Raw genomic sequence first — 14,947 nt, forward strand, 5'->3', positions numbered from 1 at the left:
GAGAAGCAGCTAATGCAGGAATTGCGTTACATCTTGGTTGCCCTGGGCGGTATTGCTATTGCGGCATTGCTCATTCACGGGTTGTGGAGCAACAAAAAGAATCGTCAGGCACCGATCAAAGAGAAACCGATTGGACGGATGGACTCCAAGTCGCGGGATCGTGATAACGACGCCTTCGACAGCGATGGCATCGGCCAGGTACGTGTGGTCAGTGGTGGCCGTCGTGCCGAGCCCAAGCTGCGCAGTGAAGAGAGCCGCCAGCCGGAACTCGGTCGTCGCCCTGCCATCCCCGCCTTTGATGATGAAGATGACGAGGACGATCTGCCGCCGCCCGTAGTGCGCAAGCCTGCTGCCCGCCCGGTTCCGCCGCCTCCTGTCTATGAAGAGGAAGCGTTCGACGAACCGCTGCCCGAGGAGATCGACGAGGCGCCCGCCGCGCCGGTGCGCAAACCTGCTCAGGTCAATCGTCGTACCCCGGTCTACCGTTCCCGTCCCCAGCGCGAGCCCATGATGCAGTCGCTGGACGACGAGCCGCTGGTCGAGCCCGCCTACGCGACTGCCCCGACCTTCGGTGCCCGTGCAGAGACAGTCCGTACCGCTGACACCGTGCGTGCCGAGCCGGTGCGAGCTCCCGAGCCGGAATATCAGCCGCAGCCACGTCATGTGGCTCCCGAGCCTGTTTATGAAGAGCCAGCCTATGTGGCGCCTGCACCTGTGGTGGAAGAGCCGCGCATGGCGCCCCAGCCGGTCGAGAAGATCTGGCAGGATGTCTATGTCATCAACCTGATGGGCCGTCCGGGTCACGACTTGCAAGGTGCGACCCTGCTCTCATCCCTGATGGCGCTCGGCTTCAAGTTTGGCGAGATGGATATTTTCCACCGTCACGAAGATCCCAACGGCAAGGGTGAAGTGCTCTTCTCCATGATCAATATGGTCAAGCCGGGTACCTTCAACCCGTACCGGATGGAACAGTTCACTACGCCGGGTGTCTCCCTGTTCATGCAACTGCCGCTGCGCAGCAATGCCGCGTTTGCCTTCGAGGACATGCTGCAGGCTGCCGATCAGCTGGCCAGCGATCTCGATGCCATGCTGACAGATATGGATCGCAGCCCGCTGAGCGACGAGACCATTGCCCGTTACCGTCACGAGCTGGCTGCCTACGAGGCCAGTCGCGACTAATACGCCATGCGGGTCGAGTGAAGAAAAAGTGCGGTACCCTGGTACCGCATTTTTGTTTCTACCCCGGCCGTATGTTCAATCACACTTCGAGACTTTTTCATGAGCGATATCCTCTCCCGCCACCGTCAATTGTGTGAACTGCTTACCGAATATGGTCACCAGTACTATGTGCTGGATAACCCCACAGTGCCGGATGCCGAATACGATCGCCTGATGCGCGAACTGATTGCGTTGGAGGCCGAGCATCCCGAGCTGAAAACACCGGCGTCACCCAGCGTGCGGGTCGGCGGCCAGCCGCTGACAGCGTTCAGTCAGGTGCGCCACGAGATCCCCATGCTGAGTCTGGACAACGTCTTTAGCAGCGAAGAGTTGCAGGCGTTCGAACAACGGATGAGCGATCGCCTCAAGCGTGACGTGCGTTTCACCTTCTGCTGCGAGCCCAAGCTCGACGGCTTGGCGGTGAGCCTGCTCTATGTGGATGGTCAGCTGGTGCAGGCGGCCACCCGGGGCGATGGCGCCACCGGTGAGGAGATCACCGAGAACGTGCGTACCATCAAGGCCATTCCGCTCGCATTGCGGGGCTCTGGCTGGCCCGATCGGCTGGAGGTGCGTGGCGAAGTCTTTATGCCCAAGGCCGGTTTTGAGGCGATGAACGCCAAGGCACTGGCAGCGGGCGAGAAGGTATTCGTCAACCCGCGCAATGCCGCTGCTGGCAGCCTGCGTCAGCTTGACTCGCGCATCACAGCCAGCCGCCCCCTGAGCTTTTACGCCTATGGCGTGGGGGTGGGGGGCGAGCAGTTGGGCGACTCCCACTTCGGTCGTCTCAACCAGCTCAAAGCGTGGGGGCTGCCGCTTAGTCCAGAGGTGAAGCTCAAAGAGGGGGCCACCGGTTGTCAGGCGTTCCACGACGACATTCTAGCCCGTCGTGGCGAGCTCCCCTACGAGATCGATGGCGTGGTCTACAAGGTGGATGCCATCGCCCTGCAGGAGGAACTGGGCTTTGTGGCTCGCGCCCCGCGCTGGGCGACCGCTCACAAGTTCCCGGCCCAGGAAGAGATGACAGAGCTTGAGAACGTCGAGTTTCAGGTCGGCCGCACCGGCGCCGTGACCCCGGTAGCCAAGCTTAAACCTGTGTTTGTCGGCGGCGTGACCGTCTCCAACGCCACCTTGCACAACGCTGACGAGATCGAGCGCCTTGGCGTGATGATTGGCGATACCGTGATCGTGCGCCGTGCGGGGGATGTGATCCCGCAGATCGTCGCCGTGGTGGAGGCTCAACGCCCTGTTGATGCGCGCGAAATTCTCTTCCCGACTGAGTGCCCGGTCTGTGGCTCGGCAGTGGAGCGGCTGGAAGGAGAGGCTGTTGCCCGCTGCTCCGGTGGCTTGTTCTGCGAGGCGCAGCGCAAGGAGGCGATCAAGCACTTCGCCGCCCGTCGCGCCATGGATGTGGACGGCCTTGGCGACAAGATTGTCGAGCAGCTGGTAGACAAGGGGCTGGTGAAGACTCCCGCCGATCTCTTCAGCCTCAACGCCATCCAGCTGGCCGGTCTTGAGCGGATGGGGCAAAAATCGGCCCTCAATCTGGTAGCCGCCATCGATGCTGCGCGTAGTACCACCTTGCCGCGCTTCCTGTTTGCTCTGGGGATCCGCGAAGTGGGGGAGGCGACTGCGCTCAACCTTGCCAACCACTTCCTCACCCTGGATGCCCTGCGCGCTGCATCGGTGGAGCAACTGCTCGAAGTGGCTGACGTGGGCGATGTGGTGGCCAAGCATGTCTACTACTTCCTGCGTCAGCCCCACAACGTGGAGGTGTTGGAGGCCTTGCTGGCTGCCGGCATCCACTGGCCGGCTATCGAGAAGAAAGAGGCCGCGGAGCAACCCTTTGCCGGCAAGACCTTCGTGCTGACCGGCACCCTGACCACCTTGTCGCGCAACGACGCCAAGGCGGCGCTGCAGGCGCTGGGGGCCAAGGTGGCGGGTTCGGTATCTGCCAAGACCGATGTGCTGGTCGCGGGGGAAGCGGCCGGTTCCAAGCTGACCAAAGCACAAGAGCTCGGTATCACCATCTGGACCGAAGAGGAGCTGCAACAGGCGTTGCAGGGCTGATAGTCCTCACCAAGCCTGCTAACCGCAGCACCCGATAAAAGAGAACCCGGCATGGCCGGGTTCTCTTTTTTGTTTCGGCGGTTACTCACGCCAGAGGATCTTGTGGCGCCATTTGTCGGGCACGGTGAGCTGCCAGCGGGCCAGCTCGCTCTTGCTGAAGACATATTCGCCGCGTAAAGCCGCTCGCGGGGAGATGGTACGGGGCAGGGTGCCCGCCAGAATGGTGTTGATGAGGCTGGCTGCCTGTATCCCCTGATCGTGGCCGTCCAGCACCAGCCCGCCGATGGCCATCCCCTTGCCGACGGTAAATTCCCAGAAACAGAAGAGCGGCACCGGCGTGTTGGCACTGGTCCACTCCAACACCGTCTTTTCGCTCACATGCTTGCCATTGTCATCGACCAGCGTGTGGTAGAGGCCGAGGAAGATTGCCTGATAGCCGTTCTTCTTGGCGTTGAGCACCGCCTCCTGCCAGAGGCTGTAATCCCCCATCAGCTGGCTGTTGATCCGGGTCTGACCGACCCGCAGCTCGGTCTGGGTCTTGAATTCATCCTCGATGGCGGTGAGGGCCACATTGCTGGAATCAAACAGCACCAGTGCCTTGTCGAGCCCCCCCATCATCTGGCTTATTTCGCTGATGTTGCGCTTGAGCAGGGGGCGTTCCAGCACGCCGGTGATCTTGGGGTGGCCGACAAAGCCCTTAAGGCGCGGATTCTCGTTCATGCCAAGAAAGACCACCGGGGTACCCAGCGAGGCGATCTCGTTGGCCAGATAGTTGATGGCGTTGTCATCCCCCAGTACTACCAGATCCGGTTTGCTCTTCAGATAAAAGGCGATGGCTTGCTGGGCGATCTCGTCGAACTTCTCCCGTGGATGGCGTTTGGTATCCATATAGAAGTGGGTGATCTTGTGCTCACCCTGCAAGCCATCGAGCAGCCCTTTGTTGTAGCTTTGGTCCCACAGGTATTCGGGATGGTAGCTGCTGATCACCAGAATGTTGGCGGCCCAGAGCGGCAGAGAGAGGGTGGATAGCAGTAGCAATAGCAGGGAGGTGCGCATGGGTTATCCCTTGTCGAAGGGGAGAGAGTTCTTGTTCAGTATGGGCCGTGTTGGTTGGCGCTGTCATCTCGAAACCGGTGCGGCGGGGGGCAATTTTTTCCGGGTGGGCGGATCGGACGCCAGCCCGCACCCTGCTTGAGGTTGGATTTGAATGGGGCTCTATTGGGTTGGTCGTGAACTGTCCCGCTCGCTGAAAAACCTGTTCTGGATCAAGAAATGAGGCTTCGCTTTGGTGCCTAATAGACACCACATATAGGGATGCATTCGTTTTTAATACCTATATGTTGTGTTATTAAGCTGTGTATAAGCTGTTCCTCTCCTATCTTCAGCCCAGGCTTGTCAAGCCTCGGCTGAATTTATTTGCGTCCAGGACGAGATGCCGGGAGGGGGGCCCAACAAGGGTGAGCCAGAGGCAAATGCCTGGCCTTTTAACGGGGAAAATCCATGAAACCGGTTGTGATCAAACGTGACGGATGTCGCGCACCATTCAATGCCCAGCTGATTAGCGATGCGGTCAGCCGTGCGGCGGAAGCGGTCAATCAGGCCAATCCGGCACTCGCCTCCCGCATTGCCAATGCGGTGAGTCAGGAGCTGGAAGGGCGTGGTGAAGTTGATATCCACGAGATCCAGAACCGGGTCGAAAACCTCCTGATGGCTTCCGACGACAAGGCCATCGCCCGTGCCTATATCGAATATCGTCACGACAGGGATCAGGCTCGCGAGGCGCGCGGCCGTCTGGCGCAGGAGATCCGCGGTCTGGTTGAGCAGACCAATGCAGCCCTGCTCAACGAGAATGCCAACAAAGACTCCAAGGTGATCCCGACCCAGCGCGACCTGCTGGCCGGTATCGTCGCCAAGCACTATGCCACCAGCCACATGCTGCCCCGTGATGTGGTTCAGGCCCACGAGAGCGGTGATCTGCACTTCCACGATCTCGACTACTCGCCTTTCTTCCCGATGTTCAACTGCATGTTGATCGATCTGAAAGGGATGCTGACCCACGGCTTCAAGATGGGCAATGCGGAGATCGATACCCCGAAATCCATCAGCACCGCCACGGCCGTGACCGCCCAGATCATCGCTCAGGTGGCGAGCCACATCTATGGCGGCACCACCATCAACCGCATCGACGAAGTGCTGGCCCCCTATGTGACCATCAGCTGGCAGAAACACCGTGAAGTGGCCGAAGAGTGGGGCATTGCCGATGTGGCAGCCTACGCCATGGCTCGCACCGAGAAAGAGTGCTACGACGCCTTCCAGTCGTTGGAGTACGAGGTCAACACCCTGCACACCGCCAACGGTCAGACGCCGTTCGTCACTTTCGGCTTTGGCTTGGGGGACAGCTGGGAGTCGCGGATGATCCAGCGCGCCATCCTCAGCAACCGTATCGCTGGCCTTGGCAAGAACAAGAAGACTGCCGTGTTCCCGAAACTGGTGTTCGCCATCAAGGATGGCCTCAACCACAAGCAGGGCGATCCCAACTACGACATCAAGCAGCTGGCGTTGGAGTGTGCCTCCAAGCGGATGTATCCGGACATCCTCAACTACGACCAGGTCGTGAAAGTGACCGGCTCCTTCAAGACCCCCATGGGTTGCCGCTCCTTCCTCGGTGCCTACGAGGAGAATGGCGAGCTTATCCACGAAGGTCGCAACAACCTGGGTGTGGTGAGCCTCAACCTGCCGCGCATTGCCCTGAAATCCCGTGACGAAGCGGACTTCTGGGATCGTCTCGATGCCTCCCTGCGGGTCGCCAAGAAGGCGCTGATGTACCGCATCACCCGTCTGGATGGCGTCAAGGCGCGGGTCGCACCGATCCTCTATATGGAAGGGGCTTGCGGCGTGCGCCTCAAGGCGGACGACAACGTCAGCGAGATCTTCAAGAACGGTCGAGCCTCCATTTCCCTCGGTTATATCGGGGTTCACGAGACCATCAACGCCCTGTTTGGTGACAAAGTGCACCTGTTTGACAGCGCCGAGCTGCAACAGAAGGCCATCGCCATCATCGCCCGTCTCAGGGCAGCCATCGATGAGTGGAAAGAGGAGACTGGCTACGGTTTCAGCCTCTACTCCACCCCGAGCGAGAACCTCTGCACCCGTTTCTGCCGCATCGATGCCAAGGAGTTTGGCGTGGTATCCGGTGTGACCGACAAGGGTTACTACACCAACAGCTTCCACCTCGATGTGGAGAAGCAGGTCAACCCGTACGACAAGCTGGACTTCGAGGCGCCCTATCCGCCCATCGCCAGCGGCGGCTTCATCTGCTACGGCGAGTACCCCAACATCCAGCACAATCTGGAAGCGCTGGAGAACGTCTGGGATTACAGCTATGACAAGGTGCCCTACTACGGTACCAACACTCCCATCGACGAGTGCTACGACTGCGGCTTTACCGGTGAGTTCGAATGTACCTCCAAGGGCTTTACTTGCCCGCGCTGCGGCAACCACGATCCGGCCAAGGTGTCGGTGACCCGCCGTGTCTGCGGCTACCTCGGCAGCCCGGATGCGCGCCCCTTCAATGCGGGCAAGCAGGAAGAGGTGAAGCGCCGCGTCAAACATATGTAAGCCGAGCCCTCACCCTAGCCCTCTCCCAAGGGGAGAGGGAACCGGCCGATGTACTGTTTGCGCTGCTTTGCTCCCTTCTCCCCTCGCGGGAGAAGGGTCGGGGATGAGGGGGCCGTAATAGAGAGAGATGATGCACTACCACCAATACTACCCGGTCGATGTGATTAACGGCCCCGGCACCCGTGCCACCCTGTTTGTCTCCGGTTGTGAGCATCAGTGCCCGGGTTGCTACAACCAGAGCACCTGGCGGCTCGATGGCGGCAAGCCGTTCGATGAGGCGATGAGCGATCGCATCATTAGCGACCTCAACGACAGCCGGATCAAACGGCGAGGTCTGTCGCTTTCCGGCGGCGATCCGCTCCACCCGGCCAACGTGCCCCACGTGCTGGCGCTGGTGAAACGGGTGCGCGCCGAGTGTCCGGGCAAGGATATCTGGTGCTGGACCGGTTATCTGCTCGGCGAACTGTCAGAGGCCCAGCGCGAGCTGGTCGCCCTGCTGGATGTGCTGGTGGATGGCAAGTATGAAAAGGCGTTGGCAGATCCGGGCCTGCTCTGGCGTGGCAGCAGTAATCAGCAGATCCACGACCTCAACGCCTGGCGTGATGCGGGTGAGCGAATTCCCTGTCTGGTTTGCAGTTGAAGTCCGGGATGTTTATGGTTAGCCCATTCCAATCCTGACGACATTTTTGAAAAGGAGAGCCGAGATGAACAATCTGCTCAAGATCCTGCTGGCCATTTTCCTGCCCCCTGTGTGCGCGTTTATCCAGGTGGGCTTTAGCCTGCACTTTTTAATCAACATAGTGCTGACCCTGATGGGCGGTCTGCCGGGCATGGTGCATGCGCTCTGGTTGGTGGTGAGCGACAAGCGCGGCTGATGCCAGCGGCTGGTTAGTGAGCTTATTGACGATAAAAGGGCCAACCTCTCGGGGTTGGCCCTTTTGTTCATGTTCATACGAATACTTTTTCGTTAGGATGGGTGACTGACCAAGCGGGCCGCGTTGAGCGCCCTGCAGTCCGGCAACAAGCACCGGCAGAGAACAAGGAGCGTTACATGAAGTGGAAAGTCGCAGTATGGTCAGGTCTGGCAGTGACACTGTTGCTGGGGTGCTCATCCCGTCAGGAGGTAGCGCACGAGCGCGCTCCGATCGCTATCCCTCTCGAGCAGTTGTCCAGCTACTGGGTTCAGGAGAAGCAGTGGTCATGGCTTGGCAATGACGAGCCAGCCCTGCCAGCCAAACCGGTCAAGGGGTATGTGGAAGTTCGCTATCAAATCAACGCCAGCGGCACGCCGGTCAAGCCGGAAGTGGTGGCGGCCGAGCCCCCCGGCGAGCTGGAACAGAGCGCGCTGGCGACCCTCTCGCGGATCCGCTACAGCCCGGCAGAGGGCAACCCGGATGCCATTCCGGTCGAGGTGACCAACCGCTTCGAGATCGAGATCAACTGATCCCCCACCACTCTGATGCCAGAGTAAAGAGAGACCCCGGCCAGGCCGGGGTCACGTTTATTGCTGTTTGCAGTCGTTGTAGGCGGTCTGCCACTCGCCATCCTGATCCCGAAGCTCGACAAAGCCCTCATCCCCCTTGTTCCACCAAACGGCCTCATGTTCGTCTGTATAGCGGGCACCGGAGGCCGAGACGGCTTGGGGCAGGGTGTAATCCTTGCCGTCCGGCAGTGACAGCTTGATAAAGTTGAGGCTCTCGTCGGAGAGGGAGAAGTAGCGCACCTGCACCTTCTTGCCCTGCTCGCACTGATAACTGACCGGTTCGCCACCAGTGACTGAGAGGGTATTGCCCTGATTGCAGCTAGCGAGCAGGCCGAGGGCCAGCGCACCAGCGGCCATCATATGTACCTTATTCATGATTACAGCTCCATTGGTGTCATACGGGCGTGAGCCTAACAGGTTGCCGTTATTGTGCAATCAGCGGGGCCATTCGGTGCGTCGCTCGCTGTCCGGCATACCGCGCGAGTATGAGGGGCGCTATCAGGAAGGCATCGCCATCAGTAGAGGCCAAGTCTGGTTTCAAACTGGCGGATCAGCGTCTCATAGATGCCGTTGTTTTTGATCTTCTGCAGCCCCTGCTCGAACTGTTTGGCCAGCGCTTCCCCTTGCGGGTGGTGGCGGGAGAAGGCGAGCCAGAAGCCATCAGTGGAGAGCTTGCCAACCTTGACCACCTTGCCGGTCAGCTGTTTTTGCTGGATCTTGAGGTAGCCTGGCATGCCGTTCATCAGGATGTAGTCGACCCGGCCACGTACCAGCATCTCGAGGATCTGGGCATCGGATTTGGCCTGAAAGCGGGTGATCCTGGGGTTCTCCATAAAATCGGTGGGGTAGGTGTAGCCGAGGGTGATGCCCACCCGCTTGCCCTCCAGCGAGGTGAGTTTGAGATCCCGTTGCGGTTCGCTGGCGAGGGCGAAGATGGCGAGATCCTCCTCGAACATGGGGGTATCGTGCCAGTGGTACTGGTAACGGTTCTCTTCGGTGATGGTGGCGTTGAAGCACCCCGCAAGTTTGCCGCTTTTCGCATCGTGCATGCAGCGGGCGAAGGGCAGAGTGCGAAAGACAATCTCGATCCCTTCGGCGGCGAACACCGCCTTGACCAGCTCAGGTGCCAGTCCGTGGGGCTGGTCATCCTCATTGTCCTTGTCGCGCTCGCAGTAGGGGGCCCAGTCATCTTCGGCACCAATGACAAGCGGGGTGGCCCCGAGCGGGCTGGTAGCCAACAGCATCAGACAAACCAGCCATTTTTTTAACAACGGAACCATAAGTGTGCACCTCATCGACAGCAGCCTTACAAGCATAGCCACACTTCTGCGCTGACTTGTAGTTGCAGGAGTCTTGGTGAGGGAGGTAAACGAGGGTGAGAAAAAAGCCCCGGCTGGCGACGGGGCGAAAGAGAGCTCATCCATGGGCTGACAACAGTGCTTACAACAGGAGATCAATAACCGAAGCGGGTCGCCTCGAAGCGGTTGAGCAACCGGTGGACGAGGTAGCAGGCCAGCAGGGTGACCACGATGGCAAACAGGATGCTGCTCACCCGGTAGAGGGCGCTGAACACCAGATCGTTGCCCGGAGTGAGGTACTGGCCAAATAGGATGCCGAGGGTAGTGAGGGCGCCAAAGCCGACCCCGGAGCCGCCTGCCTCCTTGACGTGGGCATGGCTGAACAACATGGCGCCGAGCCACAGCAGTGGAGCGACCAGCAGCAGTTGCCCTGACCAGTCATAGAGCAGCAACTGGCCGAGCAGGCCGAAGGTGACCCCCAGCAAGGTGCCCATCGCCCGTTTGCGGGCATAACTGAGGGCGCCGTTCCAGTGCATGGGGAACAGCACCAGCAATATCGTAGCCTGGGCAGACATGGAGTCGCGCAGGTCAAACACCTGAAATACCAGAAATGACAGGGTGGCCACAGTGGCACCCAGCAGGGCTTCATGGCGCATCCGGTGCGGCGCCTTGGGGGCCGAGGCGGGCTTGGGTCTGGCCTCCACATCCGGGATCAGCATGGTCATGAGGTAGGCGATCAGCACCGACAGCACGCTCGCCCAGATATTGTTGAGGATCAGGTCGTTGAGGTCGGTCTGCGGATAGCTGGCAAAGTGCAGCATGATGCTGAGGCTCAGCACCCCGTTGGCCCCGAACAGAAACAGGCTGCCCCGCGACATGGCGGCGAAACGGTAGAGAAACAGCAGAAAGGCGATAGGGGTCATCAGCGCCGGATGGCTGCCAAACAGTCCCCCCAGCAGCCCGACCTCCACCCCACAGACCACCGCCGCCGCTATCAGCTGGCGTGCGGCATGGCCATTCATCACCGGCACCATCCCCAGCAGCAGCACCGGCGTGACCGTATAGAAGACCCCGTAATTCCAGCCAAACAGCTTGCAGAGCAGAAAGCCCGTGGTGCAGCCAAAGGCGATGCGCAGGCACTGGCGCAGCTCGTTGCCGGTGAGGGGCCGATACCAGAGGTGGGTGGCAGCACCACCGGCGGGGTGTGCTGGGGCGGTATTGGCCGACGGGTGAGTGGCGTGATTAGTAGACATAATGGAGCAGGCTGAGCAGGTGGATCTGGCTTCGTGCCAGCATGGCGGTCAGGGCATTGTCCGGCAGCAGTTGCACCGTGGCTCGCGCCCCGGCTGGCAGATGATCGGGGAGCTGGTCCAGCTCGAGGTGCAGCCGCATCCGCTGGGCATCCCGTACCCAGCGATCAGACTCCACCGGCGCGGCCAGTCGTCCGTTGGCATCAAACTGACCGGCACTCACTCCGGCATCCAGACTGCTTACCCGAGCAGGATAGAGCTGACCCGGCTCGCCATCGAAGGCGACCAGTGCGCGGGTTTGCGCGCCAACATGGCGCAGGCTCTTCTCCCTAAAATCGGCAATGACGTCCACCTGTTCCGACACCAGCGCCAGCAGCGGGCTGCCGGAGCTGGCGATACTGCCCGGCTTGAGCTGCAGGTTGGTGATGGTGCCATCCTGATCCGCGTGGACCTGGCTGTAAGAGAGGGCCAGCTGCGCTTGCGCCAGCTTGTTGCGGGCCTGGCGCAGCAACAGATTATCCTCACCGGTCACGCCACGACTGGCCTTGATCTGGGCCAGTTTGGCCTGACTGGCGCGCAGGTTGGCCTGGGCGCTGCGCAGGGCGCTGTCAGCCTCATCTTTTTGTTGCAGCGAAACCATGTGACGTTGGTACAGCGCATCGATCCGCTCAGCCTCGCGCCACTTCTGGCTGGCCAGGGTCTCCTTGGCGTTGATCTCGGCAACGGCGGCGGTCAGGGCGGCATCCAGTTCACTGTTCTGCTGCTCTGCCTGCGCCAGCGCAAGGCGGGCCTGCTCCACTGCCAGTTCAAAAGGGGCCGGATCCAGCCTGAACAGCAGCTCTCCTTTCTTGACCTGCTGGTTGTTGTGAACGGCGACCTCGACCACCTTGCCGCTCACTTGCGGGGCCAGCTTGGTGACCACCCGGGTCGCCATCGCCTGAGGGGTGAGGGGCATCAGCAGGTCGGCTATCAGAAAATAGGCAAACAGGGTGGCAAAGCCAGCCATGGACCATTTGATCCAGCGGGTAAATTGTTGATCCGGAGTCATCTTATTCTCTCTCTGTGTCTGTCTCGGGAGGGCTTGTATCGCCTCCGGCTTGTCGGTCGTGGTGTTGTTCAATTTTGCTGAGGGCGTTGGCCGAGATCCGCTGCACCGTGGCTTCAAACAGTTGCAGGGTCTGCTCGTCGATGCCCCCCAGCAGCTCCCGGCGGATATTCATGATGCGGTCGGCGATCTGATCGAGCAGGGTCTGGCCAGCCGGGGTCACGCAGACGATGCGGGCCCGCTTGTCCTGACTGCAGCAGTGGCGCTCAATCAGTCCCTGCTCTTCCAGCTGGCCCAAGGTGCGCATCAGGGATGGGAGCTCTATCTCGAGGGCTTCGGCCAGGGTCTTCTGGCTGACATGGTTCCCCATGCGGGAGAGCTTCCACAGCGCGGTCCAGCGGGGATGGGTGAGGCCAAGGGGAGCCAGCTCCAGGTCGGCGGCAGTACGCCATAGCCGGTGCATCCGCGCTATCTGCTCGGCGAGCGACAGCTCGCGCAACCTTTCCAGATCCGTCATCTTCTCATCCTCAATCTACTTAGCCTGCTAAGTATTATGCTTGTTTAGCATGCTAAGTAAATAGTGTGATGCGGATCATGTTTCTGGTCGGATCTTTCGCTGGTGCGAGTTGGCAGCATTCGAGACCCTGATATTATTTTCGGGGCTGATCCACTCGAGACTCCTTTGCCGCTTCGGATATTGCGCCGTGAATGGAGGATATCCGGCGATTATTTTCATGAAATTTTCAGCTTCAGTGAGCAGCTCTTTTTTTATCCGCTAATATTGATGGGGTTATAAAACAAGGGGGAAACGGGTTGTGGATGGATATGACAGTGGATGTGTGTATCTGGCAATTGAAGTGCTGTTGAGTGATGGGGAATATGGTGCAGAGTCACACCATGGCGTGAATCGGGAAGGCGCAATCAGAAGTACCGATATCAGTCATGATTTTGACCCCGCCAATATTCCATTGCTGTTGGCAGAATAGACCTGACCGTGTGTGATCCTTGTGAGTTCAAGCCAGTGCTCTGGTATTCGCTGGCTTGACTCATCACTATTTCAATCTCCCCTTTTTGCATCTTTCTCTTCACCATTTTCATCGTGCGTGCTTCCTGCACGCCGACTCAAACCCTGATGTGGAACGCCGTGGCACTCGCGTCATGGCGATGACATTGCCCGCTGATTATCACTCACAGGAGCTGTGGCGATAAATGGTCGCAGAGCTTGTCATCTGGCTCTGTTATTTCCCCGAAGGGGGGAGATCATCGCATCGTTATTACTGCTGATCACCCAAATATCCGCCATTATGGTCGCTCGTTTTATCACCCTATTTCCTGACTTGGTCGGGTATCGGATGTCTGGTGTTCTATTGTGCTGCGCATGTTGGAGGCACCATGATGTTTAAGTTTTTAATGTTTTTATATGGCTTTGCAGTCTGGCTAACCGACAGAGGCGAGGGGGATCAATAAAGTAGCGGCCACAATCACACGCAGAGTACATAACAATGAAAAACCTCTCACCCCTACAAACCACACAAGAAAAGGCCGCCTTTATGGGCGGCCAACAAATTGCCGGTATGCCGCTCTTCATATACAGGACCTTAAGAAAACACTTCATTTGAAATTCCTTCTAAGGTCCTGTTCTGTATCGATTTTCGCTGCTTGGTTCGACGGGCATTTTTCGCCAAGTAAACGGCAGCCCATTCCAGACGCTCTCTTATTTCCACCAACACCCGATGAGCCACCGCTTCCAATAACGGGAACCACCAGGTTCCGCTATTTTTCGCCGCTTTCAGTGTGGATAAACCGTCCCCCATCAGCGTCTGAGCTACCCGTCTTTTCATCACCAGCGACAACAGGCTGGCCCACACCAGCCCCTCGGCAATGGCTTTCTGACCTGTCACAAAGCCCTTGAGCCGGTTGTGCGACTTCCACTCCTTAAACAGCAGCTCCACCTGCCAACGACAGCGGTACAGGCTCATCACCCGCTCTGCTGGCCATGCCTCTCGTGGCAGATTGGTCATCCAGATACAGAACCGTTTCTCCTCGGCAAACCAGCGTCGGATCAGCCGATACTCGAACTTGCCCGATTTCACCACCATATCCAGTACCTCTGCCCGACAGTGCCGCCGTCCAGCATCCTTGAGTGACAGGCCCGCCAGCTTCGGCACTTCCCGTTCGTCACCGCGCCATGCCCGGATAATCTTCGGGTTCAGGCTCTTACTACCCCTGACCAGATAGAAACCGCCCGCCTCGTTTAGTTTCGCAAAGTAGGCCATATCGATGTAACCCGCGTCCGCCAACAGCAGGCTGTTATTGAGCCGCTCGGGCTCAGGCAGGAACTGGCGCTCTGACGCCGTATCGGCAGAGACCTGCATGCAAACTGGACTTTGCTCCAATAGAGACATGAGCATATGACACTCGATTGCCGCCGGGCTAATGGTCTTGAACCTTCCCGGAAACACTTCGGCCAGGCTTTTGTGGACGGCAAAGGAAGTACCATCCTGCAACAACACCTGTTTGAATGCGCCAAGGGATGCAGTCTTCATCTGTTGGCCGATACGCAAGGCGATAGCCCGTTCAACCAGCGCCTTCATGAACAGGGCGAACGACGCTTTGCGCAACTGGTTGTGAAAGGGCTTGTAGGAAACCTGATGGGCATCAACCAGTTGCAAGGCATTGAAATGATGGTGCAATCCAGCGATACCATCGACCTGGTCGCAGCCAAGTGCCCGCAAGAGTGCAGTCACCAGCATGGCAGGCGTAATGGCTCGTTTGCGCAAGCAAAATTGGCAGTCACGGGCAATGCGGTCGAGTTCGGCAGGAGAGAGAAGTTGCTCAAGATAGTGGTTGGCATCGATAATGGTCATGGCTTCGTGCGTGGCGGTTTTGTTTGGCGATAAAATCAGATCACAATCGAAGCCATTTTTATATCTATTTCAATTGGTTGCTGCTAAAGATCCTGTACATG

At 59.0% G+C, this 14,947-nt stretch carries 13 protein-coding genes; 6 read left to right on the top strand and 7 right to left on the bottom strand.

Translation table 11 applies throughout. The annotated features are described in order from the left end of the window. Positions 1-12: 12 nt before the first annotated feature. A complete protein-coding gene (zipA, locus tag AB5Y97_RS01220; protein WP_368157139.1) occupies positions 13-1,179 on the top strand; it encodes a cell division protein ZipA in 1,167 nt (388 codons plus the stop codon). Between the two features lie 99 nt (positions 1,180-1,278). Continuing rightward, on the top strand, positions 1,279-3,285 hold the full coding sequence (ligA, locus tag AB5Y97_RS01225) for an NAD-dependent DNA ligase LigA (RefSeq protein WP_368157140.1): 2,007 nt from the start codon (positions 1,279-1,281) through the stop codon (positions 3,283-3,285). Positions 3,286-3,366: 81 nt separating this feature from the next. Here ligA and AB5Y97_RS01230 read toward each other — a convergent pair whose 3' ends face one another. Further along, on the bottom strand, positions 3,367-4,341 hold the full coding sequence (locus AB5Y97_RS01230) for an ABC transporter substrate-binding protein (RefSeq protein WP_005338444.1): 975 nt from the start codon (positions 4,339-4,341) through the stop codon (positions 3,367-3,369). Positions 4,342-4,785: 444 nt separating this feature from the next. On the opposite strand from AB5Y97_RS01230, the gene nrdD reads away from it, so the two are divergent. From nrdD to AB5Y97_RS01250, 4 genes are all read left to right on the top strand, one after another. Continuing rightward, positions 4,786-6,903, top strand: a complete 2,118-nt coding sequence (nrdD, locus tag AB5Y97_RS01235; protein WP_201947444.1) for an anaerobic ribonucleoside-triphosphate reductase — start codon at positions 4,786-4,788, stop codon at positions 6,901-6,903. 130 nt (positions 6,904-7,033) lie between these two features. Next, positions 7,034-7,543, top strand: coding sequence for an anaerobic ribonucleoside-triphosphate reductase-activating protein (nrdG, locus tag AB5Y97_RS01240; RefSeq protein ID WP_201947548.1), 510 nt, complete (start codon positions 7,034-7,036; stop codon positions 7,541-7,543). Between the two features lie 64 nt (positions 7,544-7,607). Then, the gene (locus tag AB5Y97_RS01245; RefSeq protein ID WP_005338440.1) at positions 7,608-7,778 is read left to right on the top strand and encodes a YqaE/Pmp3 family membrane protein; all 171 of its coding nucleotides are present in this window, start codon (positions 7,608-7,610) and stop codon (positions 7,776-7,778) included. A gap of 176 nt (positions 7,779-7,954) precedes the next feature. Continuing rightward, the gene (locus AB5Y97_RS01250) at positions 7,955-8,347 is read left to right on the top strand and encodes a TonB family protein (RefSeq protein WP_201947445.1); all 393 of its coding nucleotides are present in this window, start codon (positions 7,955-7,957) and stop codon (positions 8,345-8,347) included. Between the two features lie 57 nt (positions 8,348-8,404). On the opposite strand, the gene AB5Y97_RS01255 is transcribed toward AB5Y97_RS01250, so the two are convergent. From AB5Y97_RS01255 to AB5Y97_RS01280, 6 genes are all read right to left on the bottom strand, one after another. Further along, positions 8,405-8,761 (bottom strand): MliC family protein, encoded by a 357-nt coding sequence (locus AB5Y97_RS01255; RefSeq protein ID WP_201947447.1) that lies wholly within the window; start codon positions 8,759-8,761, stop codon positions 8,405-8,407. Positions 8,762-8,901: 140 nt separating this feature from the next. Next, complete coding sequence (locus tag AB5Y97_RS01260; RefSeq protein WP_234896940.1) at positions 8,902-9,630, bottom strand: ABC transporter substrate-binding protein; 729 nt, start codon at positions 9,628-9,630, stop codon at positions 8,902-8,904. 209 nt (positions 9,631-9,839) lie between these two features. After that, on the bottom strand, positions 9,840-10,937 hold the full coding sequence (locus AB5Y97_RS01265; protein WP_368157144.1) for a DUF2955 domain-containing protein: 1,098 nt from the start codon (positions 10,935-10,937) through the stop codon (positions 9,840-9,842). Then, positions 10,927-11,982, bottom strand: a complete 1,056-nt coding sequence (locus AB5Y97_RS01270; RefSeq protein WP_368157146.1) for an HlyD family secretion protein — start codon at positions 11,980-11,982, stop codon at positions 10,927-10,929. The genes AB5Y97_RS01265 and AB5Y97_RS01270 overlap by 11 nt, the downstream gene beginning before the upstream one ends. A 1-nt stretch (position 11,983) precedes the next feature. After that, entirely contained in the window at positions 11,984-12,496 is a 513-nt protein-coding gene (locus tag AB5Y97_RS01275; protein ID WP_005349886.1) for a MarR family transcriptional regulator, read from the bottom strand. A 1,081-nt stretch (positions 12,497-13,577) separates the two neighbouring features. Beyond that, complete coding sequence (locus AB5Y97_RS01280) at positions 13,578-14,846, bottom strand: IS4-like element ISAeme4 family transposase (protein WP_041206016.1); 1,269 nt, start codon at positions 14,844-14,846, stop codon at positions 13,578-13,580. Between the last annotated feature and the right edge of the window lie 101 nt (positions 14,847-14,947).

This window comes from Aeromonas sp. R10-2, assembly GCF_040908445.1.
Classification (GTDB): Bacteria; Pseudomonadota; Gammaproteobacteria; order Enterobacterales; family Aeromonadaceae; genus Aeromonas; species Aeromonas veronii.